This is a genomic window from Enterobacter cloacae complex sp. FDA-CDC-AR_0164 (assembly GCF_003071645.1).
GTDB lineage: Bacteria > Pseudomonadota > Gammaproteobacteria > Enterobacterales > Enterobacteriaceae > Enterobacter > Enterobacter ludwigii.
On sequence record NZ_CP028950.1, the window covers coordinates 3,782,704 to 3,807,611 of the forward strand.

Genomic DNA, 24,908 nt, shown 5'->3' on the forward strand with positions numbered 1-24,908 from the left:
CGGGAAGCAACCAAACGGAGGAAGAGACGCCAAAAGGGACGATTTCTTGTGGCATAGAAAGGTGCGGTTGTGCTTGACGAATAATGGCACTTAAGGCAAATCAACCTCTGGCGCACTGGCTGTAAAACCAGCGGAAAACGTTGCTTTAGAATAACCTGATAGTGATTCGTTATTTGCCAGGTTATAGCGGCTGTGCTGTTATTACAGTCCAATATAATAAAACTGCCAGGGTTATAACCATGTCTACAGGGAAAACGCTGCTCGCCCTCGCGCTGAGCACTCTCTTACCAGCAGGTGCCGCATGGGCGGCGAATAATGACACCATCATTTATTGCTCTGAAGCATCACCGGAGTCTTTCAACCCGCAGATCGCCAGCTCAGGCCCGTCATTCGTGGCCAGCTCTCAGGTCCTGTATAACCGCCTGATCAATTTCGACCCGGTGAAAAACACCCCGGTACCGTCGCTGGCAGAGTCCTGGACAATTTCCCCGGACGGTAAGACTTATACCTTTACGCTGCGTAAAGGGGTCAAGTTCAACAGCAATAAATACTTCAAGCCGACCCGTGATTTTAATGCGGATGACGTTATTTTTTCCGTCATGCGTCAGAAAGACCCTAAGCATCCTTATCACAATGTCTCGCAGGGTAATTACGAATACTTTAATGATGTAGGCCTGGACAAGCTGATTCAGGACGTCAAAAAGGTTGATGATTATCACGTGCAGTTTACGCTGAGCGAACCAAACGCCGCATTCCTTGCTGACTGGGGGATGGATTTCGCCTCTATTCTTTCCGCTGAATACGCTGACGCGATGCTGAAAAAAGGGACGCCTGAGAATGTCGATACCTGGCCGATTGGTACCGGGCCGTACGTTCTGCAGCAGTACAAAGTGGATTCGCTGATCCGCTACGTCGCTAACCCGAACTACTGGGAAGGTGCGGTTCCGACGAAACACCTTATTTTCTCCATCACGCCAAACGTAGAAACGCGTCTGGCGAAGCTGCAGACCAACGAATGCCAGATCATTCCGGCGCCGTCACCGGTTCAGTTTGATGTTATTAACAAAAATAAAGACCTGAAGCTGCACGCCGTGGAGGCGTTGAACGTGGGGTATCTGGCGTTCAATACCGAGAAAAAACCGTTTGATAACGTGCTGGTGCGTCAGGCCCTGAACTATGCGACGGACAAAAAAGCCATCGTGAATGCGGTCTTTATGGGTTCCGGTACGGTGGCGAAATCACCCATTCCGCCGAATATGCTGGGCTTTAATAACGATCTGAAGGACTACAGCTACGATCCTGAAAAAGCGAAAGCTTTGTTGAAACAGGCCGGTCTGGAGAAGGGCGCGGACGTGACGCTGTGGTCAATGCCTGTGCAGCGTCCGTATAACCCTAACTCGAAGCGTATTGCGGAGATGATCCAGAGCGACTGGGCAAAAGTCGGCGTGAAGGCCAAAATTGTCTCTTACGAGTGGGGCGAGTATCTCTCCGGTATGCGTAAAGGGGAGCATGATTCCGCGCTGTTTGGCTGGATGTCCGATAACGGCGACCCGGATAACTTTGCTGATGTACTGCTGGGATGCGACAGCATCAAAACCGGATCGAACGCCGCGCGCTGGTGCGATAAGGGGTATGATGATCTGGTCAAGAAAGCCAAACTGACCAGCAACCCGGGTGAGCGTGCAAAACTCTACAGCCAGGCGCAGGAGATCTTCTATGCCCAGGCACCGTGGATTGCGCTGGCGAACGGCAAAACGTTCTACGCCACCCGCAGCAACGTAACGGGGTACAGCGTGAGCCTGATGGGCAGCGATTTCTCCAAAGCGAAACTGAACTGACATTTTTCCCGGCAGGCACCGCGCCTGCCGGGCATCTGACAAGGAGTGACAATGTCACATTTAAATGAAGTTATCGCCCGTGTCGATACCGCCATCGAAGAGGGAGTGATTAGCCGAATGAATGAACTGCTGATCGAACTGAGCGATGACGCAGCGTTAAGCCGTGAAGATCGCTACAGTCAGCAGCAGCGTCTGCGTACCGCGATTGCACATCACGGTAAGCAACATAAAGAAGAGATGGACGCCCGTCAGGAATTGCTGACCAAAGGCGGTACGATTCTGTAGCGGTAAGCCGGGGGTCAGAACTGGCGTCTCGCGACCAGCCACGCCCCGACCACCAGCATTACGGCACCGCACACCGGGCCAATCAGCGCGCGCAAGGGGATGCCATTGCTTCTGAGTACATCCATCACCAGCCCGCCAATCAACTGGCTTGCCACCAGCACGGCGATGGTTGTCGCTGCGCCAACATTTTGATAGCCGCTGATACTGGCAAAAACAAAAAACGACCCTAACAGCCCCGGGATCAACGTCCACCAGCGGATCGTTGAGGCCAGCTCGCTAAATCCGGCGAAGCCCTGTTTTAGCAGCAGAATGCTGACAAACAGCACAATGCCAACCAGCGAATTCAGCAGCATCGCGATAAGAATGGTCGAGGAGGACTGAGTGATGCGCACCATTAAGGTGTTTTGCACCACCAGGCCAATTCCCGCCGCCACCAGAAAAGCCAGCGTCAGAGACTGATTCATGAGATAGCGTCCGGATCGCTACGCTCATCAAGCTGCAACTGCATAAAGGTCAGATCCAGCCAGCGGCCAAACTTCGTGCCCACCTGCGGCATCTGGCCGGTGGTCACAAAACCGAGCGTCTCATGAAGATGAATAGAGGCCTGGTTTTGCGCCTCAATGCCCGCCACCATGACGTGTTTGCCGAGGGTCCGCGCTTCAATAATCAGCGCGTTCATCAGCGTGCGGCCAATACCTTTCCCCTGATGATCCGGATGAACGTAGACAGAATGCTCTACCGTATGTCGGAAACCGTCAAAGGCGCGCCAGTCGCCAAACGAGGCGTAGCCGGTGATAACGCCATTCTCTTCACTCACCAGCACCGGGTAGCCTGCGAGGGCACGCGCCTCAAACCAGGCAATGCGGTTATCCGTATCGACGGTTTTATCATTCCAGATCGCGGCAGTATGCAGCACCGCGTGGTTGTAAATCTCCCCAATAGCGGCGCAGTCTTCTTTGCAGGCATGACGAACGATCATGTTTGAACCTCTGAGTGTGTTGTTCACTATAGTATTACGTTATGAGTACGATATTACACAACTGTACAGACGGATGGCTATGACATAAGCCAGATTTTTTTGTTATCAAAACCGCGTTGAAATGCCGTTCATACACTATAGTATGACGTCATGAATACTATGGCAGACACAATGAATCAAAGGATTAGCGCGCGAATTCGCCTTGAACGCGAGTCGCGAGGATGGTCATTAAGCGAGCTTGCTGACCGGGCCGGCGTCTCGCGCGCCATGATCCACAAGATAGAGCGCGGGGACAGCAGCCCGACGGCGACCTTGCTCGCGCGGTTATCCGGCGCGTTTGGCATCAGCATGTCAACGCTGATCGCCAGAGCCGAAATGCAGGAAGGAAAGCTGCTGCGTCTGGAAAACCAGCCCGTCTGGCGTGACCCTCAGACACACTATCTCCGCCGCCACGTGTCACCCCGCACCGATCTGCCCATCGATCTTGTTCAGGTTGAGCTGCCGGCGGGAAGCGATGTCCCTATGCCCGCCTCGTCGTATGCGCTGGCGCGCCAGCTTATCTGGCTGCAGTCTGGCGAACTGGTTTTCCAGGAGGGCGATACCCGTCATGAAATGCACGCCGGTGATTGCCTGGAACTGGGGCCGCCCAACGACTGCCGGTTCATTAATGAGACGAATGAAACCTGTATCTATCTGGTTGTGCGGCTTAACCAGTCTGGCTCGTAAAGTTAAAGCGTTTACGCCGATCATGAGCCAGGCTCTAATGACATTTGTACCAGAAGGAGTTCCTGATGAATCAATCTGTTTCGCAAAATCGCCGCTGGGTTCTGGCTTCTCGTCCGCACGGTGCGCCGGTCGCGGAGAATTTTCGTCTGGAAGAGCAGCCTGTTCCTGAACCTCAGGCAGGACAGCTTTTGCTGCGCACGGTCTGGCTGTCGCTTGATCCTTACATGCGTGGGCGCATGAGTGATGCACCTTCCTATTCACCGCCAGTGGAAATTGGGGCGGTCATGGTGGGGGGAACGGTCAGTCGCGTGGAGCAGTCAAACCATCCGGACTATACGCCGGGTGAGTGGGTGCTGGGCTACAGCGGCTGGCAGGAGTATGAAATTTCAGACGGCAGCGGCCTGGTGAAACTGGGCGATAATATTTCTCACCCCTCGTGGGCGCTGGGCATTCTGGGTATGCCAGGGTTTACCGCCTATATGGGGCTACTGGACATCGGCCAGCCTAAAGCCGGTGAAACGCTGGTGGTTGCGGCGGCGACGGGGCCGGTTGGTGCGACGGTCGGGCAGATCGGTAAAATCAAAGGTTGCCGGGTGATCGGCGTTGCCGGTGGTGCAGAAAAATGCCGCCATGCCGTAGAGGTGCTCGGGTTTGACCAGTGCCTGGATCACCATGCCGATGACTTCGCGGCCCAGCTGGAAAAGGCCTGCCCGAAAGGGATTGATGTTTATTATGAAAACGTCGGCGGGAAAGTCTTTGATGCCGTGTTGCCCTTACTGAACACCTCGGCGCGCGTACCAGTATGTGGTCTGGTGAGCGGTTACAATGCGACGGGTCTGCCGGAAGGGCCGGATCGTTTGCCGTTATTGATGGCGACGATTCTGAAGAAACGTATTCGTATGCAGGGGTTTATCATCGCTCAGGACTACAGCCATCGCATCAAGGAGTTCCAGGATGAGATGGGGCGCTGGGTGCAGGAAGGCAAAATTCACTACCGTGAGCAGGTCACAGACGGCCTGGAGAATGCGCCTGAGGCGCTGATTGGCCTTCTTGAAGGAAAAAACTTCGGCAAAGTCGTGATTCGCGTCGCGAGTGACAATAAATAATCTAAAATATGGCGGGGTTTCCCGCCATATTTATTTGTGAAGATACGATATATTGTCTTTAATTAACTGGACATGGCTTTTCGCGCCTTCCGTTCAGATGAGCACGAAAACGAAAAAAAATAAATTTTGCATTTCTTGACATTTTTACAGACTTCCCATCACCAGGCATGACGATACAGGATATATCGGAACAGCGTCGTTTATAAAAAACGGCGTTTAAAAATAGCATTAAGTATTAGCTACAGGAATTGAACATGCTTGATTTGGACCATTTAGAAAAAGCGCAAAGGATCAGTCTTACCATGCAAGTCGAACTCAGTTTGAAAGGCGCGTTAATTACAGGCTCACTGAAACCTGGCGCTCGACTGATTACCAAAGAAATTGCTGATAAATTAGGAACCAGTATTACCCCGGTTCGCGAGGCGCTTTTGCGTCTGGTGTCGTCTGGGGCATTACACGCCACGCCAGCCCAGGCGTTTCTGGTTCCTGAGGTCACGCTTGAGCGTTATAACGAGATTAACGCCATCAGAAAACAGCTTGAGCCTATGGCGGTAGCTGCCGCCTGTCAGCATATGACGGAAAATAAGCTGGAGGTGTTGCGCAAGCTATCAGAGACATTCCATGAAGCCATGCGCAACGGGCACGTTCAGCAGGCGCTGCATGCTAACCGCATCTTTCGGTTTACGCTTTATCAGTACGCGGAAATGCCGACACTCAGCGCCTTAATTGAGCAGCTATGGGTGCGTATTGGACCTTGCATGAACTATCTGCATCAGGAGCTTAACGATATCAAGGTGTCGACTTATCACTACGCCGAGCTCCTGTCCGCGCTTGAGCGAAGAGATGTTGATGGCAGTCAGAAGGCGATAGAGACGTTGATTGACGAAGCGAACACGCTTTTACAGCGACAATATTTTAACTGAGAGATTATTTAGCAGAGCGACTATATCCTGCCGCGAATTATATTCCTGGTTAAATACTCCTGATGGCTTATTGCCATCAGGAGCGTTATTCCATTTATAAAAATAATATTCAGCAAAAAAGAATGCTTTTTGCTTACTCGAAGCGATAAGAGACCGACAGACCTACGCCGTAGTTACGGCCCGGTGCAGGTTCGTAATAACGCCCGTTGGATTCATTCACGATAACCGATCCGACATACTCTTTATCGAACAGGTTATCGACGCGACCAAAGACGTCCATTCCCCAGTTACCGTAGTTGAATTTATACCCGGTATTCAGCCCAACCACCGTGTAGGACGGGGCTTTCGCCGTGTTCTCGTCATCCGCCATGATATCGCTCATATAGCGCACATCCGATCCCGCATACCAGCCTTCTTCCGGCTGCCAGCCAAACGAGGCATAACCCATGTTGCGGGCAATGCCCGGCATACGGTTGCCGTTACAGTCACCGGTGCTGCACACGTTGGTACGATAGGTGGCGTCCAGATAGGTCCACGCCATTTTCAGCTTCCAGTTCTCAGCAAACTGCTGATCCAGGGAAACTTCAACCCCCTGACGACGGGTTTTACCGGCGTTTTTATAGCTGGTACGACCGCCAGCGCTGGCATCGACGACAATCTCGTCATCCGTATCGGTGCGGAACAGCGCTGCCGTCAGCAGACCATTACCGATACGGGTTTTACTGCCCACTTCATAGGTATTGTTCGTGGAAGGTTTCAGGCCAATGTTGAGGCCGCCCTGGTTATCCGCACGATAAGAGAGCTCATTGATGGTTGGCGTTTCAAACCCACGACCTGCCGCAGCATAGAGATTCCACGCATCGGTCACGGCATATTTCACCGAACCGGCCGGGAGCCACTTGTGATAGCTTGCGTCACCGCTGTCGTCTCCGTTGCCCGGGGTCACGTAATGGTCGTTGGAGTCAAACCAGACCGAGCTGTAACGGACGCCGGCATCCACGGAGAGTTTCTGCGTTAACTGCCAGCTGGTTTGCAGGTACGGGTCGACGTTCCACATCAGGTTACGTTCGTTACGGCGTTTGTCGCCCTTGACGCCGTACTCTGGCACGCCGTTGTTCATGACGAAGTTCTCGTATCCGCGACGATCTTCGCTCATGTTTTCGTAGTTCAGACCGGTGGTAAAGGTGACCGGAACCAGCAGTTCGCCACGGTGCGTCCAGCGGGTATCAATCCCCTGGTAATGGCGCTGCATATCAATCACGCCGCCGGAGTGGGAAGGTCTCAGCTGAGGCTGATAAGGAATTGACTGGTACTGCGTCATTTCACGTTCGCCGGCGTACATCATGACGCTGAGATCGTCCTGGGTGCTGAGCTGACGATCGTAGCGCAGGCCAGCCTGGGTCTGCTTGATGGTCTTGCGCGTATTGTATTGGTCGCCACGCGGAGACTGGCGAGGGTTGTCATGCCACTCCTGGGCACTCAGTCCACCCGGATCGTTGGCTTTCATGTCCACGCTGTTGAAAATCAGCGTCAGCTTGCTCACGTCATCAATACGAACACCCAGTTTAGCGTTGGCAAGATTCTTCCGCGCGCCGCTGTGGTCGCGATAACCTTTGGTCGTGAAACGGGTAGTGGACACGGTGTAGTCCACATCCCCGGCATGCGTCCCGTCACCCATCGCGCCGGTGGCTTTCATTCCATAGCGCCAGGTACCGTAACTGCCGTAATAGCTGCTGGCCTCGATGGTCGGCGGCTGCTGCCCGGTCTGGGTCGTCATGTTGATCACGCCGCCAGAGGCGTTGCCATAAAGGGCAGAGAAGGGGCCGCGCAGCACTTCTACGCTGTCCACGCTGGAGAGATCGATATTGGAGGTTTGTCCCTGTCCATCCGGCATGGTTGCCGGAATACCGTCGACATACATACGGATACCGCGCACGCCGAAGGTTGAGCGGGCACCAAACCCACGCATCGAAAGCTGGAGATCCTGAGCGTAATTCTGGCGGTTCTGGATCTGCAGCCCCGGCACGCTGCCAAGAGATTCAGACAGGTTAATGCGTGGCGCAGCATGACGCATATCATCGCCATTCACGACGCTGACCGCCGCCGGGGTATCGAGCTCCGAGACGGTTTGCGGCGTGGCGCTGACGATCATGGTTTGTTCATCGGCACTCATCGCAGTGAGAGGCGCAGAGATAACAGGAACCAGCAGCAGTGGAAGCGTTGCCTTACGGGCAGAAATGATTTTCATGAAATAGACCGGTTATGGAAAAAACGTACCAAATGGAACATGTCCATATATGTTAAATCTTTTGTAAATCTTTTGAAAACTATAACCGCACATTGCGTTAATGAAAGGCCGGCAAGGAAAGAAAAACTCCACATTTAACTCATAAATGATTACTATTCTCATTATCAAGAAGGCAATGCCATGACGTTGCCTGCCGGAAGTGATGTCAGCAGTAAACCCTGTGTTCAAAAAAGGAATTGTTATGTCTTTACGTCATCTGTGCTCGCCGCGCCTGAGTATGTCTCTGCTGTCAGGGGCGTTACTGTTTGCCGGAACCTTCCAGGTTCATGCTGCCGAAGAGATGTTGCGCAAAGCGGTAGGGAAAGGCGCATATGAAATGGCCGTGAGCCAGCAGGAGAATGCGCTGTGGGTCGCGACATCGCAGAGCCGCAAAACGGACAAAGGCGGGATTGTCTATCGCCTTGACCCGGTCACGCTGGACGTGACGCAGGTCATTCATAACGATCTCAAACCGTTCGGTGCCACCCTTGATAATGCCACCCAGACGCTGTGGTTTGGTAACACCATCAACGGCGCGGTAACCGCGATTGATGCCAAAACGGGTGAGGTGAAAGGGCGACTGGTGCTGGATAACCGTCAGCGCAGTGAAACCGTCAAACCGCTGCAGCCGCGCCAGCTGGTGGCCGATGACAGCACAAACACCGTTTACATCACCGGCGTAGGCCAGGAGAGCGCGATTTGGGTAGTGGATGGTGCAACGCTGAAGCTGAAAGAGACCATCGGCAGTACCGGTAAATTCAGTACCGGCCTGGCGCTGGATGCGAAGGCAAAACGTCTTTACACCACCAATGCTGATGGCGAACTGGTGACGATTGATACGGCAACCCACAAAATCCTCAGCCGTAAAAAAGTGCAGGACGACGGTAAGGAGCACTTCTACCTGAATCTGAGCCTGGATACCGCCGGACAGCGTGCGTTCTTAACCGACTCAAAGCAGCCGGAAGTGCTGGTGGTGAATCTGAAGGACGGCAGCGTCATCAAGAAAATTGCCGTGCCTGAATCGCTGGCCGTTCTGTTTAACCCGGCGCGCAACGAAGCGTATGTGACGCACCGTGAAGCGGGTAAGGTGAGCGTAATCGACGCGAAAACCTACAACGTTACCAAAACCTTCGACACCCCGGTCTACCCGAACAGTCTGGCGCTCTCTGCGGATGGCAAAACCCTGTATGTGACGGTAAAACAAAAATCGACCCGTCAGCAGGAAGCCACCCAGCCTGATGACGTGATTCGTATCACGCTCTAAGTTTCGCTCCTCAACATAAAGAAAAAGGGAAGGCGCAATGCCTTCCCTTTGTATAACCAGCAGGTCGATATTAACGCGACGTCTCTTCAACCAGCGGGGCGTCGTGTTTGGCATCATCAGGATGAACCGGCGCCGTACTGTGAATTTCTTGTACGCGTTTACGCACGCCAAACCAGCCGGCAATCAGCAATACGGCCAGCAGAGGAATGGTGGCAATCGTGTAGGTACCGTTCGGGTAATCAAACGCCATCAACACCAGCACGCTGAACAGGAAAAGCAGGGTGAGCCAGGAGGTCACCGGTGCGCCCGGCAGCTTAAAGCTGACTTCAGCGGCTTTGCCTTCTTTGATCGCTTTGCGCAGACGCATCTGGCAGACCACGATAAAGGCCCAGGAGGCGATGATGCCGAGCGCGGCAACGTTCAGCACGATTTCGAATACCTGAGACGGTACCAGGTAGTTCAGGAACACGCCGAAGACATACACCACCAGTGTCGCCAGGATGCCCGCGTAAGGCACATGCTGACGGCTCATCTTCGACATGAATTTCGGCGCCGAGCCGCCCATCGACATGGAGCGCAGGATACGACCGGTGGAGTAAAGACCCGAGTTCAGACTGGAGAGTGCAGCCGTCAGCACCACGATATTCATGATGCTGCCAACATAAGGCACGCCCAGTTTAGAGAAGAAGGTCACAAACGGGCTTTGACCCGCCTGATAGGCGTTCCACGGCAGCAGCAGAACCAGCAGCACCACGGAACCAACATAAAAGAGACCGATACGCCAGATAACGCTGTTAATGGCTTTAGGTACCATGGTCTGTGGGTCTTTACATTCACCCGCCGCGGTGCCGACCAGCTCAATGGACGCGAAGGCGAACACCACACCCTGAACCAGCACCAGCGCAGGCAGCAGGCCATGCGGGAAGAAACCGCCGTTATCGGTGATCAGGTGGAAACCGGTGGCATTGCCATCGAGCGGTTTACCGCTACCGAGGAACACCGTACCCACGACCAGGAACACCACGATGGCCAGCACTTTTACCAGCGCGAACCAGAACTCCATCTCCGCGAACCACTTCACGCCGATCATGTTCATGGTGCCGACAATGGCCAGTGCGCCCAGCGCAAACACCCATTGTGGCACATCACCAAACGCGCCCCAGTAGTGCATGTAAAGCGCGACGGCGGTGATATCGACAATACCGGTCATTGCCCAGTTGACGAAGTACATCCATCCAGCAACGTAGGCCGCTTTTTCACCGAGGAATTCACGGGCATAAGAGACAAAACTGCCGCTGGAAGGGCGATGCAGTACCAGTTCGCCCAATGCACGAAGAATGAAGAAAGAGAAGATCCCGCACACCAGATAGACCAGGGCGAGAGCCGGGCCAGCCATCTGCAGACGAGCGCCAGCACCTAAAAACAGACCCGTTCCGATAGCGCCGCCGATGGCGATCATTTGAACCTGACGGTTGCCCATCGCTTTGTGGTAGCCCTCTTCATGGGAGTTTAACCAGCGACGTTTAGCAGCGTGATGATCGGCTGCGCTTTTATTGCTTGTTTTCATTGAGTTACCTGTTTGCCTGTCTGAACCATTATCGTGATAGTCCTGCCTGGCAGAGTGCAATACAAACGATTGCTTCTGCGCAAACACATGTTGCCTTCCCAGTCATTCTGCGTATGGATAAGGCGAAACATGGCGAGGCATCCTACCTGCAATTCATAAGCGACGCAAAATATAACCGTGCCGAAAGTGATGCACGTCGAAGGAAATCGTGTGGTCAGAGCAGACGGGGATCACAACACGCTGAATAGCGGTGAGTTTTTAGACAAATCCATTAATGAAGTGGTGCTTTAATCATCAGTTTCGCTTAATGATTGCGCAAAGCAACCAGCGCATAACGGCGCCTTTTCTCAACCGCCAAAAACGGCAATCGCCTGTTGCAGGCGGGTCGTGCGCTGCGTCAGATGGTGTGCGGCGTCCGTCACGTTATCCACCATACCGGTATTGTTTTGGGTCATTGTACCGATGCGGGAGATGGACGCGTTAATCAGGGTCAGCGCCTGCGTTTGCTCCTGCGTGGCGTGGCCTATCTCCTTAATCAGAGAAGACATCTCCATGACATTGCCAATCATCACCGTCAGCTGCGATTCAGTTTGCTCGACCTTCTCCACGCCGGCGTTCACGCTGGAAACGTTTTTCTCTATAAGCGTTTTGATCTCTTTGGCCGCGGTGGCAGAGTGCTGGGCAAGGTTGCGGACTTCGGCCGCCACGACCGCAAAACCGCGTCCGGCATCACCCGCACGCGCCGCTTCAACGGCCGCGTTCAGCGCCAGAATATTGGTCTGGAAGGCGATACGATCGATGACGCTGATGATGTCGACGATCTGGCTGTTATCCTGCGACACGGACTGCATCATGCCGATAGTCTCTTTCATCATTGCTTCACCGCGGTGAGCGCTGGTGCGGGTGCGATCTGCCATCAGGATCGCGTCTTTCGCCGTTTCAGCCGTCTGCTGAACTGCGCTGGCAATTTCTTCCACGGCTGAGGCCGTTTGCTGCAGAAAGTCTGCGGTTTCTTCGGTACGCGTTTGTAATGCCATACCTTCTTTCGCCACCTGCTGGCTGATTGTACTTATACCGCTGATTTGCGCACCGACATCGTCCACCAGCGAATGGAGGTTCAGACCCGACTGATTCACCATGCGCATCATCAGGCCGATTTCATCGACGCGGTCAAAATGGTAATAGTCCGCTTTACGTCCTGAAACCACCCGCTGCATTTGCTGGACAATGGATTTAACCGGCTTCGCAATTTGCGCATGAAGATAAACGGCCAGGGCAATAAATAGCAGAGCCAGACCTACAGTCTCAACAATACGATCGGCAAATATAAACAGCTGCAGACAAGCGAGCAGGGCGGTTATCGCAATACCAAGATGGATCCTTTTACTGGTGCTGAGGCGTTTAAACAGCGACGTAAAAGAGAACAGACCGTGGCGAACAAACAGGCCTTTATAAAAGCGGTGATGTTTTAATTCATTATTGCGCACTTTCTCATACCGTTTTTCACTGACAGCAATCTCTTCACGCGAAGGAATATTTCGCACAGAAATATAGCCGGTTAACGTTTCATTCTGATAAACCGGGGTGACGTTTGCGCGCACCCAGTAGTGATCGCCGTTCAGGCGGCGGTTCTTGACCAGCCCCGTCCAGGTCTCACCCTGTTGCAGGGTAAACCACATGTCACCAAACGCCTCGGCAGGCATGTCGGGATGGCGAATAAGATTATGCGGCTCACCGAGAAGACTCTCTTCTTTATAGCCGCTGGCGTCAATAAAGGCAGAGTTCGCATAGGTAATATGGCTATGCGTATTGGTGGTCGACATAAGCGTCGAACCTTCGTTAAGTAAATACTCGTTTTGTGTAACGGGAGTGTTATTCCGCATCAGTAACCCCATGGTCATATATCAATAAAAAAGAGTCCGTTAAACATTCAGGCAAGTTTGAAAGGTTTGGTTTTATTTTTACTGTCGGCATATTCTCTACGAAAGTTATGCGTTCCGGAATACCCTGTATTTAGTATTTTTTATTTTTAAAATGCATTCGATGTAATAAAAATGAAAATATTTATCGGTGCGTTTTTGTGGCGCCCTGGAAATAAACGCCATAAGGCAAATTAAAAGCGGGAGATCACGCTTCGACGTAAACTGACCCGCCGAAATAGCGTTTCGTTAACAAGATGAAAACGCTATGCTTTAAGGGTTTTTCTTCAACAGGGGGCAACAGGGTGAAAGTGAATGTGATTGGCACCAGCGGGAGTGGAAAAAGCACCCTGGCGAAGCGTATCGCCGCAGAACTGGATATTCCTTACATCGAAATGGACCGACTTTACTGGTGTCCGGACTGGCAGGGCACCCCGGACGCTATCTTGCTGGAAAAACTGGAGACGACGCTAAAGGCGTCAGCGGAGTGGGTGCTTGATGGCAACTATAACCGTACGCGCCCTGTGAAATGGCGAGACGTGGATCGGGTGGTGTGGGTGGATTATGGGTTCGCCCGAACTTTGTATCAGGCTGTCACCCGAGCGTTCACGCGCGCCTGGCACAAACAGGAACTGTGGCCCGGTACGGGAAACTGTGAGAGTTTTCGTCGCTCATTCTTGAGCCGTGAGTCCATTATTATCTGGACAATCAAAACCTGGCGCAGCAACCGCGCACGTTATGCACGCGATATGGTAGACCCGCAATACGCCCATATTCATTTTGTCCGCATTACCCGCCGCAGTGAGGTGGAAAACCTCATTTCATCGCTTAAGTCACACGCGTAGCATGGATTTATATATCTGATTTCCGGCAAACCAAATGTAAATTAATTGTTTCTCAGAGGTGAAATACGCCTTTAATAATGACGACATGTTAAGTCAAACGAGAACGCAACATGTCCTGGCGAATCAGTATTCTGGATAAAAGCCCCATCGCTGAAAACGAAACGGCTGCCGATGCACTGGCGCGAACCCTGGCGCTGGCACAGCAGGCAGAAAATCTGGGCTATCACCGTTTCTGGATTGCCGAACACCACAACACGCCCCAGCTGGCCAGCCCTTCACCCGAACTGTTAATTGCCTGGATCCTCGGGCAAACCCGGCGTATCCGCGTGGGCTCTGGTGGCGTCATGCTCCAGCACTACAGCCCTTACAAAGTCGCAGAAAATTTCAACCTCCTGGCCGCGCTTGCTCCCGGGCGCGTGGATCTGGGCGTCGGTAAAGCCCCAGGCGGCCTGCCGCTTTCCACCCGGGCGCTGCAGCAGGGCCTCAATCAACAGCAAAAAGGCAGTTTTGCCGAACAGCTGACACAGCTTCATCACTGGATCCAGCCGGAAAATCAGTCGGTGGACGAGGCCGTTCGCGCGACGCCGCTGCCGCCGGTTCCGGCACAGGGGTTCCTGCTGGGGGCCAGTACCGAAAGCGCGCTGCTGGCCGCGAAACTTGACTGGCATTTTGTCTTTGCTGCTCACCTGAACGGGGATCCGGCGCTGCTGCGTGAAGTCATCACCACCTGGCGTAACCACAGCGCCCGGGATGCGATTGTGGCGGTGCAGGTCATCGTCGCTCAGTCGCAGGCTGAGGCGGAGGCACTGGCACAACAGGTTGAAGTCTGGGGCGTCGAACTGGCAAATGGGCAGCGCGTCACCGTGGCCAGCGAAGAGCAGGCCTATGCCTTTGCCCGACAGGCGGGCAGCGAGCCGGTGCGCATTGCCCGTCGGGCACAGTCGCTGCTGGCGGGAACAGCTGAATCGGTGCTGGAACAGTTGAACGCCCTGCACGAAAAATGGGGCATTGATGAATTCATTATTGATACCCCCGTTGCGGATGGCGTAACGCGACTACAGTCCCTGCGTCTGCTGGCGCAGGCGAAGCTTAACAAGGAGGTCGCCGTATGCGTTTTGACGAACAACTGATTGCCTGGCGCCGGGAGCTGCACCAGAACCCGGAGCTGTCCGGCCAGGAGGTCGAAACGACCGCTCGCCTGCGTCAGTGGCTGACGACGGCTGGCATTACGCCGCTGCCTTATGCGCTTCAGACCGGCGTGGTGGCCGAAATTGGCACGGGGAAAAAGCTGATCGCGCTGCGGGCCGATATTGACGCCTTGCCCATTGAAGAGCGCAGCGGCGTGCCGTTTAGCTCACAGCGTGCGGGGGTGATGCATGCCTGCGGACACGATATTCATACCAGTGTGATCCTCGGGGCGGCGTTAAAACTTAAAGAGCGTGAAGCGTCTTTAAACGGGCGCGTGCGGATCCTCTTTCAGCCGGCTGAAGAGAACTTTGGCGGCGCGAAAAGTATGGTGCGGGCCGGTGCCTTACGTGATGTCAGTGCCATCTTCGGGATGCATAACGAGCCGGGGCTGCCGGTCGGGGAATTTGCCACCCGCGGTGGGCCGTTCTACGCCAACGTCGACCGGTTTGTTATCCGAATTACCGGTAAAGGCGCGCATGCTGCACGTCCGCATGAAGGTAACGACGCCATCGTGCTGGCGAGCCAGCTGGTAACGGCGTTGCAGAGCGTTGCCAGCCGCAACGTCAACACGCTTGATTCCGTGGTGCTGAGCGTCACGCGCATTACCGGGGGCAATACCTGGAACGTCCTGCCGGAAAGCGTTGAACTGGAAGGCACGCTTCGCACCCACCGCGTGGAAGTGCAGCAGAATGTGAAAGCACGCGTCGGCGAAATTGCCGCCGGGTTTGCCAGCGCGTTTAGCGCGCAGATCGACATCACCTGGTACGCCGGGCCTACCGCGCTGGTCAATGACGCGCACTGGGCCGAATTTGCCACCGCCGTTGCCAGAGAATCTGGGTATGAAACGCAGCACGCCGAGCTGCATATGGGCGGGGAAGATTTCGCGGTGTATCTGCAGCAGATCCCCGGGGCGTTTGTCAGCATCGGTAGCGCCAGTCCGTTCGGTTTACATCACCCGGCCTTCAACCCGGATGAAGCATTAATTGAGCCCGCTGCCCGCTATTTTGCACAGCTTGCGGAAAAAGCCCTGCAACACGTTTAATTCTGAAGAGGTGAATATGTCTGCAACCCGACAATTGCGGCTGGGAACCATTTTGCATGGTGCTTCCGGAAATATGTCTGCCTGGCGCCATCCGGCGGCGGTCGCCGATGCCAGCATTAATTTTGATTTTGTAAAAGCCACGGCGTTAAAAGCCGAAGAGGGGAAGCTTGATTTTTTATTCGTCGCCGACGGCCTCTATATTAACGAGAAATCCATTCCGCATTTCTTAAACCGGTTTGAGCCGTTAACGGTCTTGTCCGCACTGGCAAGTCTGACGTCGCGCCTCGGTCTGGTCGGTACCTTATCGACCTCCTACAGCGAACCGTTTACCGTGGCGCGCCAGTTTGCCAGCCTCGATCATTTGAGCAACGGACGTGCAGGCTGGAACGTGGTGACCTCACCGCTGGAGGGGTCGGCGAAAAACTTCTCGCGCGAGAAACACCCTGAACATGCGCTGCGCTACCGGATAGCGGATGAATACCTCGACGTGGTGAAAGGACTCTGGGATTCCTGGGAGGGGGATGCCTTTGTGCGCAACAAAGAGAGCGGGCAGTTCTTTGACCCGGCAAAACTGCATACGCTTGATCACCACGGCGATTTCTTCCAGGTGGCCGGTCCGCTCAATATTGGCCGCACGCCGCAGGGACGCCCGATTGTTTTTCAGGCAGGTGCATCGGATGACGGAAAAAAACTGGCTGCGAAACATGCTGACGCCATTTTTACCCATCATGAAACGTTAGAGGAAGCCAAAGCGTTTTATCGCGACGTGAAACACCAGCTTGAATCGAATGGCCGCAGGGCATCGGACTTACATATTTTTCAGGGCGTCAGCGTGATTGTTGGCAAAGACGCGGAGGACGTGGAGAACCAGTATCAGACAACCGCGGCTCTGGTGTCGATTAACGATGCCCTGAATTATCTCGGCCGTTATTTCGAACATCACGATTTCAGCCAGTACCCGCTCGACGAGCCGTTCCCGGACATCGGTGAATTAGGTAAAAACAGTTTTCGCAGCACGACCGATGAAATTAAGCGTAATGCTCGCGAACGCAACTTAACCCTGCGTCAGGTTGCACTCGAAGCGGCATCCCCGCGCCCGCGCTTTTCCGGTACGCCGGAGGAGGTGGCAGACGGTCTGCAGGGCTGGTTTGAGGCATTCGCCGCGGACGGTTTCATTATTCAGGGTGGAACGCCGGACACGTTCCCGCGTTTTGTTGACCAGGTTGTCCCGGTGTTACAGGCCCGCGGGTTATTCCGCACCGACTATCCCGGCACTACGCTGCGCGACAGTCTGGGTTTAGACGAACCGCAAAACCAGTTCACACAACAATAATAGAGAACCTCGCTATGCAGAAATCATCGCTTATTCTGGCGCTTGCGCTGGCCTTTTCCCCTGCCGTCTGGGCAGAGAATGTGAACATTAATGGCACTGGCGTGAGCCTGGAAGCCAACAAAACGCCCGTCAACACCGCCAAAAACAGCGACGCCATCGCGCAACTGCCGAAAGATTATCGCTTCGCCGTGCCGGGCAAATTCACCGTGGCGGTTGCCGCGCTTAACTCACCGCCGCTGACCGTTTTTTCCGACGACAATAAAACGCTGCTCGGAAGCGAGGTGGACGTTGCCCGTCTGGTGGCCGACAGCCTTGGGCTGGAGCTGAACGTGGTGCCAACCTCCTGGGAGGACTGGCCTCTCGGCGTCGCCTCCGGGAAGTACGATGCGGCGATCAGCAACATCACCGTGACCAGAGAGCGCAAAGAGAAGTTTGATTTTGCCACTTACCGTAAAGATTCCCTCGGCTTCTATGTGAAATCGACCAGCCCGATTACCTCGCTGCAGAAGGCGGAGGACATCGCCGGGCTGCGCATCATCGTAGGTTCCGGGACTAACCAGGAGGCTATCCTGCTGGCGTGGAATGCGGAGAACGTGAAGAAAGGCCTGAAGCCGTTTACCCCGATCTACACCAAAGACGATGCATCACAAACCCTGTCTCTCCAGTCAGGCCGCGCAGATGCGTTCTTTGGCCCGAACGTGACTGGCGCATGGAAAGCGGCGCTGACCGGGAAAACGAAACGGGTTGGGATTGTCGACGGCGGCTGGCCGAAGGCGGCGCACATTGCGGTGACGCTGAAAAAAGGCAGCGGCCTGGTCGAGCCGGTACAGACCGCACTTAACGGGGTCATCAAAAACGGCGATTACGACAAAGTGCTGAACCGCTGGGGGGAAGGGGTAGAACGTATCCCTCAATCAGAAGTGAACCCGGCAGGACTGGGTGACTAAGGAGGCGCTATGCGCGAGCATTTTCGGGACGTGTCACCGGAAGACGCCGATCTTCAGCCCATTATCGACGGATTATTCGGTGAATATGCCGCCCGCTATGGCGACTACTTCTCTAAAGACGCGGAAGTGGAGCTCACGGAGTGGTACCTGGCCCCGCAGGGGCTGTTTATTGTCCTTGAGCGTGACGGCGACATCATCGCCACCGGCGCGTATAAACCGTTTGATGAACGCACCGCTGAAATCAAACGAATCTGGACGCACAAGGCGCTGCGTCAACAGGGGCTGGCGGCCCGCGTCGTCCAGGAGCTGGAGCGTCGGGCGGTACAGGCCGGTTACAGCCAGATCTACCTCACCACCGGTTTTCGTCAGCCGGAAGCGGTCAGGCTGTATATCAGCCAGGGCTATCAGCCGCAGTTTGATCTGAACCGCGATCCGGAAGAGTACAGCCAGCCGCCGTTCGATGGCCGGCTGCGTTTCACCAAAACGCTGATCAGTGAAGCGTTCAGTAAAACAGCATGAGGAATGACAATGAGCAACATTGAAACCATTAAGGTGGTCCCGGCGCGTTATCCGCTGCGGACTGTCGGTGCCGTGGTGGCGCTGTTTGTGCTTGCGGTGGTCATTCAGTCCGTGGCCTTTAACCCGCGCTGGGAGTGGTCTGTTTTTGCCCGCTGGTTCTTTGATCCGGTTATCCTTGAAGGCGTAGGGCAGACATTGTTGTTGACCCTGATCGGCACTGCGCTAAGCGTGGTCATTGGCGGCCTGCTGGCGCTGGCGAGGCTCTCTTCATCCTGGCTGCTGAGCAGCCTGGCCTGGGGGTATATCTGGCTGTTTCGTTCGTTGCCGCTGATTGTGGTTCTGATCATTCTCTATAACTTTTCCTATCTCTACGACACGCTCTCGCTCGGCGTACCCTTCACCGCCATTACCTGGGGTCGTTTCGAAACCATCAACGTGCTGGGACAGTTTTCCACCGCCGTGGTGGGACTGACGCTGGTTCAGAGCGCGTATACCGCCGAGATCATTCGCGGCGGTTTTCTGGGTGTGGATCATGGTCAGTATGAAGCGGCGGCGGCACTCGGTCTGCCAGCCTGGCGTCGTACGGTGCGTATCATTTTGCCGCAGGCGCTACGCACGATTTTGCCGTCCGGATTTAATGAAATTATCAGTCTCGCGAAAGGCACGGCGATGGTGTATGTCCTGGCGATGCCGGAACTCTTCTATACCATTCAGATGATCTATAACCGCACGCAGGAGGTTATCCCGCTGCTGATGGTCGGTGCGGTCTGGTATCTGGTGATTACCACCGTGTTGTCTGCCATTCAGCATGTTGTGGAGCGCGGGCTTGCCCGCAGCGAACGTCGTTCAGCCGTTAATCAAAACCGGGTAGCCAGTCGCGTCCGTTCCGTATCCACCGCATCAGTACAGGAGCCCATCCATGCAAACCTCTCCTGAAGGGCATATTTCGATTACCGGCGTCAGTAAGTTTTTTGGCCGCCATAAAGCGCTTGATAACGTCTCGCTGGAGATCCCGCCCGGATCGGTAACGGTGATCCTCGGGCCTTCCGGATCGGGTAAATCGACGCTTCTGCGCACCATTAACCATCTGGAACGCGTCGACGAAGGGTTTATCCAGATTGACGGTGATTACATCGGTTACCGCCGTCAGGGTGACAAACTCTACGAGCTGAAAGAGAAAGAGATCCTCAAACAGCGCGTCAATGTGGGCTATGTCTTCCAGAACTTTAATCTCTTTCCGCATCTCACAGTGCTGGAAAACCTGATTGAAGCGCCCATCGCCCATAAAAAACTGAGTAAGAAAGAAGCCGTTGAAAGGGCATACAGCCTGCTGGATGTGGTCGGGCTGCGCGATAAAGCCGACGCCTGGTCGCGCCATCTCTCCGGGGGCCAACAGCAGCGTATTGCCATTGCCCGCGCACTGGCGTTACGTCCCCGGGTAATGCTGTTTGATGAGCCCACTTCAGCGCTCGACCCGGAACTGGTTGGCGAAGTGCTGGATGTGATTAAAAAGCTCGCCCGCTCGGGTACCACGCTGGTGGTGGTCACCCACGAGATCGGCTTTGCCCGGGAAGTGGCGGATCAGGTGGTCTTTATGGTCGACGGCAAAATTGTGGAGCAGGGCAGCAGTGACGACGTATTAACCCGTCCGTCGCACCCGCGAACGCGCCAGTTCCTGTCAAAAGTGCTGTAAGGAGTGCAGATGAAATATGCTTTTCTGGCCGGTCTGGCTTTTACGACCGCGAGCCATGCGGGTATCGATTTACACGCCAACGAGCAACCGCTGCCGGTGACGGTAGATCGGCAGGCCGTCGCGAAGATCCCCGCGAACTATAAATTTGTTGAGCCGGGCACGCTCACGGTAGCGATCTCAGCGCTCAACTCTCCACCGCTGGCGCTGCTTGCCAGCGATAACAGGACGCGGATTGGCAGCGATCCGGATATTGCCCGCTTGCTGGCGGGCAGTCTGGGGTTAAAGCTGAAGCTGGTTCCCACGGCCTGGGAAGACTGGCCGCTGGGGATCAGCTCCGGACGCTATGACGTGGCGCTGGTGAATATTGCGGTGACCGAACAGCGAAAAGAGAAATTTGATTTTGCGACCTATCGCGTCGACTCACTGGCGTTTTCCGTGAAATCCACCAGCGCGGTCCAGGCGATTAACAGCGCAAAAGATCTGGCAGGCAAAAAGGTGATAGTCGGTTCCGGGACCAATCAGGAGCGCATTCTGCTGGGCTGGAATGAAGAGAACAAAAAAGCCGGTCGTGAGCCTGCGCTGCCGGTCTATCTGACCGATGATGCTTCCGGCAACCTCTATATTCAGTCCGGCAGGGCGGATGTGTTCTTCGGGCCTCAATCCGTATCCGCCTATAAAGCGGCGTTGACCGGCAAAACGCGCGTAGTGGGGCTCGGGCCGAAGAGAGCCTATGTCGCCACGACGACCAAAAAGGGCAATGGGCTGGTTTATGCTTTGCAGGCTGCGCTGGAGGGCGCTATTACGCGTGGAGAGTACCAGCGGGTGCTGGCACGCTGGGGAGAAGAGGGCGAAGCGGTGACGCAATCCGACGTGAACCCGCCTGGGATAACCTATTAGTCATGTCTACACTTAGGGTTTTCATCCCGGAGGGGGCAACATGATTAAACTCTATGGCGTACCCGGCTGGGGATCGGCAATCAGTGAAGTGATGCTGACTCTGGCAGACATCCCTTATCAATTTATCAACGTGGACGGGTTTGACCAGCCCGGTCCGCAGCGTGAGTTGCTGAAAGCACGCAATCCGCTGTGTCAGGTACCCACGCTGGAACTGGAAAACGGGGCGATCATGACCGAAACGGCGGCGATTGCCCTGATGGTGCTGGACAGATGTCCCGATCTTGCACCTGCCGTCGGGCAGGCTGAGCGGCAGCAGTTTCAGCGGTTGCTCATTTGGTTTGTTGCGAACGTTTATCCCACCTTTACCTACGCTGACTACCCCGAACGCTGGGTGCCGGATGCGCCGGAGCAGTTGAAAAACAGCTGTATTGAATACCGAAAATCACTCTATCTGTGGTTTGACAGCCAGCTCAGTGCCACCCCTTTTGCGCTCGGGGAACGGCTGACGCTGCTTGACGTCTACATCACGGTTGCACGCACCTGGGGGCCTCGCCATGCATGGTTTGCGGCGAATACGCCGAAGATAACGGCGATTGCGGATACCGTGTGCCAGCTGCCGGAACTGCACAAGGTGTTAAAGGCAAACGAGATAATCTGATAACGTGGAACTCACATTCATAACTGGAAGCCTGCATATGCCACACGTAGATATCAAATGTTTTCCCCGTGATTTGAACGACGACCAAAAAACCGCGCTGGCGGCGGATATTGCCGAGGTGATTACCCGTCATCTGAACAGTAAAGATCGCTCTATTTCGGTCGCCCTGAATGAAGTGCAGGAAGCCGACTGGAAAGCGCAGGTCTGGGATACCGAAATTGAACCCAACCTGGATCACTTAATTAAGAAACCCGGCTATTCAATGTGAGAGAGGGTCGGGCGGCGCGGAGTCGCCCGACACGACACACGCGTTACTTCGTCTGCAGTAATATTGCCATCAGCCCCGGAAAGCGGGCATCAAGATCGTCTCTGCGCAGTGAAATCATATTTTCTCGCCCCTGCGGGCGCTGCCAAATCACGCCGCTGTCGCGCAAGACGCGCCAGTGATGGGTCATCGTCGATTTCACCACCTCGTCCGGGCGCAGCGCGTTACAGCTCAGTTCGCTGCCATCGGCCAGCCTGCGGATAATCGACAGCCGTAGCGGGTTACCGAGGGCAAAAAGCACATTTTCCAGCAGTATTTGTTCAGTTTCAGGGTGGTTCGGGATCATCGTTTTCCTGCGTCTGGTGTCAGATTGAGCTATATCAACAATAGGTCAACCGTAAAAAAATAGTTCGATAATACTCGTACAATAGGACTATTATAGCAAACGAACGAACACGCGACCATCCCGGTCGTCACAACGCAGTCTTAATGACTAAGGAAATATTATGCCCCGACCCATCCCTCTCGAACGTTATCGCAACATCGGTATCTCCGCGCATATCGATGCCGGTAAAACGACCACCACCGAGCGCATCCTGTTTTATACCGGTATGAGCCACAAACTGGGTGAAGTACACGATGGCGCGGCAACTACCGACTGGATGGCACAGGAGCAAGAGCGCGGGATAACCATTACCTCTGCGGCAGTCAGCTGTTTCTGGCCAGGTATGGACCGGGGCTTTGAACCGCACCGGATCAACATTATCGACACCCCGGGCCACGTGGATTTCACCATTGAGGTGGAACGTTCCATGCGTGTACTCGACGGCGCTGTCATGGTGTATGACTCCGTCGGTGGCGTGCAGCCGCAGTCGGAAACCGTCTGGCGTCAGGCGAACAAATATCATGTCCCGCGGCTGGCCTTCGTCAATAAAATGGACCGCCCGGGTGCGGACTTCTTCCGCGTCGTGCGAATGATGCAGGAGCGTCTGAAAGCGAATCCGGTCCCGATTGTTATTCCGGTGGGGGCAGAAGAACACTTCACCGGCGTGGTGGATCTCATCAAAATGCGTACCATTTTGTGGGACGATGCCACCCAGGGCATGGTGTTTACCTATGCTCCTGTGCCGGATGACGTAGTGAGTACTGCGCAGGAATGGCGTGAAAAAATGGTCTCTGCGGCGGCGGAAGCCAGCGATGAGCTGATGGATAAATACCTGGAAACGGGTGATTTAGAGGAAGCGGAAATCATCAGGGGGCTGCGTATGCGGACCATCTCCGGTGAAATCCAGCCGATGCTGTGCGGCAGTGCGTTTAAAAATAAAGGCGTGCAACGCATGCTCGATGCGGTCATTGAACTGATGCCGTCGCCTCTGGACGTGCCCGCCATTGATGGTGTGGATGAGAATGGGCAGCATGCCGAGCGTCATCCAGACGACAACGAGCCGTTCTCCGCGCTGGCCTTTAAACTGATGAGCGACCCGTACGTCGGACAGCTGACCTTTATCCGCGTTTACTCTGGCGTGCTGCGCAAAGGCGACGCGGTCTTCAACCCGGTGAAAGGGAAGAAAGAGCGCATTGGGCGCATCGTGCTGATGCATGCTAACGATCGCCACGAAGTGGATGAGCTGCGCGCGGGCGATATCGCGGCCTGCGTTGGGTTGAAAGATGTGACAACCGGTGACACGCTCACCGACCCGAATGCCGTCATCACGCTGGAGCGGATGGAGTTTCCGGACCCGGTTATCTCGCTTGCGATCGAGCCGAAAACCAAAGGCGATCAGGAGAAAATGGGCATTGCATTGCAGCGCCTGGCAGCGGAAGACCCTTCGTTTCGTCTGCACACCGATGAAGAGTCCGGCCAGACAATTATCTCCGGGATGGGTGAGTTACATCTTGAGATTATCGTTGACCGCATGCGGCGTGAGTTCGGCGTTGAGGCGAACATTGGTCGCCCACAGGTCACGTACCGTGAAACCCTGCGTAAAGCGGTGAAGGATATCGAAGGGAAATTTGTCCGACAGTCCGGCGGTAAAGGGCAGTACGGCCATGTGGTGCTCAGTCTGGCGCCGTTAGAGCCCGGCAGTGGTTTTGTATTTGAAGATGCCACCAAGGGCGGCGTTGTCCCGCGCGAGTATATTCCGTCTGTGGAGAAAGGCCTGCGCGAAGCCATGAACAGCGGTGTCCTGGCGGGGTATCCGGTTGTCGATGTGAAAGCGACCCTGACGTTTGGCTCCTATCACGAGGTCGACTCCTCGGAAATGGCGTTCCGCATGGCGGCGATCCTCGGCTTTAAAGAGGGCGCTCGCAAAGCGGACCCGGTTATTCTTGAACCGGTCATGCATGTCGAGGTGGAAACACCGGAAGAGTACGCCGGCAACATTATGGGCGATCTCTCTTCCCGCCGCGGCATGGTGCAGGGAATGGAAGAGCAGTACGGTAGCCAGATTATTCGCGCGGATGTGCCGCTGGCGGAGATGTTTGGCTATGCCACGACGCTGCGTTCGATGTCGCAAGGCCGCGCGACCTACACGATGGAATTCCATCATTTCGCGGAAGCACCGCGTAATGTTGCGGATGAAATTATTGCACGGCGCGCGAAGTAATTTAAAAGCCCTTTCCCTCGC

The 24,908-nt window shown here is 54.8% G+C and carries 22 protein-coding genes and 1 pseudogene; 17 read left to right on the forward strand and 6 right to left on the reverse strand.

What is annotated here, in order from left to right:
• The first annotated feature begins 239 nt into the window (after positions 1-239).
• Both AM410_RS18735 and AM410_RS18740 read left to right on the forward strand, forming a co-directional pair.
• Positions 240-1,838, forward strand: coding sequence for an ABC transporter substrate-binding protein (locus AM410_RS18735; protein WP_025204114.1), 1,599 nt, complete (start codon positions 240-242; stop codon positions 1,836-1,838).
• Positions 1,839-1,889: 51 nt separating this feature from the next.
• Positions 1,890-2,123: a YdcY family protein gene (locus AM410_RS18740; protein WP_020884026.1), complete on the forward strand. Its 234-nt coding sequence runs from the start codon at positions 1,890-1,892 to the stop codon at positions 2,121-2,123.
• Positions 2,124-2,137: 14 nt separating this feature from the next.
• Here AM410_RS18740 and AM410_RS18745 read toward each other — a convergent pair whose 3' ends face one another.
• Together AM410_RS18745 and AM410_RS18750 are read right to left on the reverse strand one after the other, a co-directional pair.
• Complete coding sequence (locus AM410_RS18745; protein ID WP_014170257.1) at positions 2,138-2,587, reverse strand: DMT family transporter; 450 nt, start codon at positions 2,585-2,587, stop codon at positions 2,138-2,140.
• The gene (locus AM410_RS18750) at positions 2,584-3,102 is read right to left on the reverse strand and encodes a GNAT family N-acetyltransferase (RefSeq protein WP_020884028.1); all 519 of its coding nucleotides are present in this window, start codon (positions 3,100-3,102) and stop codon (positions 2,584-2,586) included. Before AM410_RS18750 ends, AM410_RS18745 begins: the two co-directional genes overlap by 4 nt.
• Before the next feature lie 150 nt (positions 3,103-3,252).
• Here AM410_RS18750 and AM410_RS18755 point away from each other — a divergent pair, with 150 nt between their 5' ends.
• The 3 genes from AM410_RS18755 to AM410_RS18765 all read left to right on the forward strand — a co-directional run bounded on the left by AM410_RS18755 (position 3,253) and on the right by AM410_RS18765 (position 5,857).
• A complete protein-coding gene (locus AM410_RS18755; protein ID WP_014170255.1) occupies positions 3,253-3,828 on the forward strand; it encodes a helix-turn-helix domain-containing protein in 576 nt (191 codons plus the stop codon).
• A 65-nt stretch (positions 3,829-3,893) separates the two neighbouring features.
• Positions 3,894-4,934 carry an NADP-dependent oxidoreductase gene (locus tag AM410_RS18760; RefSeq protein ID WP_108648214.1) on the forward strand — a complete coding sequence of 347 codons (1,041 nt, stop codon included), beginning with the start codon at positions 3,894-3,896 and terminating at the stop codon, positions 4,932-4,934.
• A gap of 254 nt (positions 4,935-5,188) precedes the next feature.
• Positions 5,189-5,857, forward strand: coding sequence for a GntR family transcriptional regulator (locus AM410_RS18765; protein ID WP_020884031.1), 669 nt, complete (start codon positions 5,189-5,191; stop codon positions 5,855-5,857).
• A 133-nt stretch (positions 5,858-5,990) separates the two neighbouring features.
• Here the strand turns inward: AM410_RS18765 and pqqU are convergent, their stop codons facing one another.
• Complete coding sequence (gene pqqU, locus AM410_RS18770; protein ID WP_020884032.1) at positions 5,991-8,105, reverse strand: TonB-dependent receptor PqqU; 2,115 nt, start codon at positions 8,103-8,105, stop codon at positions 5,991-5,993.
• A 241-nt stretch (positions 8,106-8,346) separates the two neighbouring features.
• Here pqqU and yncE point away from each other — a divergent pair, with 241 nt between their 5' ends.
• The gene (gene yncE, locus AM410_RS18775; protein WP_020884033.1) at positions 8,347-9,408 is read left to right on the forward strand and encodes a 7-bladed beta-propeller protein YncE; all 1,062 of its coding nucleotides are present in this window, start codon (positions 8,347-8,349) and stop codon (positions 9,406-9,408) included.
• A gap of 70 nt (positions 9,409-9,478) precedes the next feature.
• Here yncE and ansP read toward each other — a convergent pair whose 3' ends face one another.
• Complete coding sequence (gene ansP / locus AM410_RS18780) at positions 9,479-10,975, reverse strand: L-asparagine permease (RefSeq protein WP_020884034.1); 1,497 nt, start codon at positions 10,973-10,975, stop codon at positions 9,479-9,481.
• Between the two features lie 347 nt (positions 10,976-11,322).
• On the reverse strand, positions 11,323-12,858 hold the full coding sequence (locus tag AM410_RS18785; RefSeq protein WP_050736862.1) for a methyl-accepting chemotaxis protein: 1,536 nt from the start codon (positions 12,856-12,858) through the stop codon (positions 11,323-11,325).
• A 341-nt stretch (positions 12,859-13,199) separates the two neighbouring features.
• On the opposite strand from AM410_RS18785, the gene AM410_RS18790 reads away from it, so the two are divergent.
• From AM410_RS18790 to pptA, 10 genes and pseudogenes are all read left to right on the forward strand, one after another.
• Positions 13,200-13,739 (forward strand): AAA family ATPase, encoded by a 540-nt coding sequence (locus AM410_RS18790; RefSeq protein WP_025204120.1) that lies wholly within the window; start codon positions 13,200-13,202, stop codon positions 13,737-13,739.
• Positions 13,740-13,849: 110 nt separating this feature from the next.
• On the forward strand, positions 13,850-14,869 hold the full coding sequence (locus AM410_RS18795; protein ID WP_050736861.1) for an LLM class flavin-dependent oxidoreductase: 1,020 nt from the start codon (positions 13,850-13,852) through the stop codon (positions 14,867-14,869).
• Entirely contained in the window at positions 14,848-15,969 is a 1,122-nt protein-coding gene (locus tag AM410_RS18800; RefSeq protein WP_020884038.1) for an amidohydrolase, read from the forward strand. The genes AM410_RS18795 and AM410_RS18800 overlap by 22 nt, the downstream gene beginning before the upstream one ends.
• 16 nt (positions 15,970-15,985) lie before the next feature.
• Positions 15,986-18,249, forward strand: a pseudogene (locus AM410_RS24220) (NtaA/DmoA family FMN-dependent monooxygenase).
• Positions 18,250-18,258: 9 nt separating this feature from the next.
• Complete coding sequence (locus AM410_RS18815) at positions 18,259-18,768, forward strand: GNAT family N-acetyltransferase (RefSeq protein ID WP_014170241.1); 510 nt, start codon at positions 18,259-18,261, stop codon at positions 18,766-18,768.
• 9 nt (positions 18,769-18,777) lie between these two features.
• Positions 18,778-19,704 (forward strand): amino acid ABC transporter permease, encoded by a 927-nt coding sequence (locus AM410_RS18820; protein ID WP_050736859.1) that lies wholly within the window; start codon positions 18,778-18,780, stop codon positions 19,702-19,704.
• Positions 19,688-20,461, forward strand: a complete 774-nt coding sequence (locus tag AM410_RS18825) for an amino acid ABC transporter ATP-binding protein (RefSeq protein WP_014170239.1) — start codon at positions 19,688-19,690, stop codon at positions 20,459-20,461. The genes AM410_RS18820 and AM410_RS18825 overlap by 17 nt, the downstream gene beginning before the upstream one ends.
• A 9-nt stretch (positions 20,462-20,470) precedes the next feature.
• Positions 20,471-21,358 (forward strand): transporter substrate-binding domain-containing protein, encoded by an 888-nt coding sequence (locus tag AM410_RS18830; RefSeq protein WP_014170238.1) that lies wholly within the window; start codon positions 20,471-20,473, stop codon positions 21,356-21,358.
• 40 nt (positions 21,359-21,398) lie between these two features.
• The gene (locus tag AM410_RS18835) at positions 21,399-22,016 is read left to right on the forward strand and encodes a glutathione S-transferase family protein (RefSeq protein ID WP_014170237.1); all 618 of its coding nucleotides are present in this window, start codon (positions 21,399-21,401) and stop codon (positions 22,014-22,016) included.
• A 37-nt stretch (positions 22,017-22,053) separates the two neighbouring features.
• The gene (gene pptA, locus AM410_RS18840; protein ID WP_020884045.1) at positions 22,054-22,284 is read left to right on the forward strand and encodes a tautomerase PptA; all 231 of its coding nucleotides are present in this window, start codon (positions 22,054-22,056) and stop codon (positions 22,282-22,284) included.
• A 43-nt stretch (positions 22,285-22,327) separates the two neighbouring features.
• Here the strand turns inward: pptA and AM410_RS18845 are convergent, their stop codons facing one another.
• Positions 22,328-22,627: an ArsR/SmtB family transcription factor gene (locus AM410_RS18845; RefSeq protein ID WP_014170235.1), complete on the reverse strand. Its 300-nt coding sequence runs from the start codon at positions 22,625-22,627 to the stop codon at positions 22,328-22,330.
• A 160-nt stretch (positions 22,628-22,787) separates the two neighbouring features.
• On the opposite strand from AM410_RS18845, the gene fusA reads away from it, so the two are divergent.
• On the forward strand, positions 22,788-24,887 hold the full coding sequence (gene fusA / locus AM410_RS18850) for an elongation factor G (protein WP_014170234.1): 2,100 nt from the start codon (positions 22,788-22,790) through the stop codon (positions 24,885-24,887).
• Positions 24,888-24,908 lie beyond the last annotated feature (21 nt).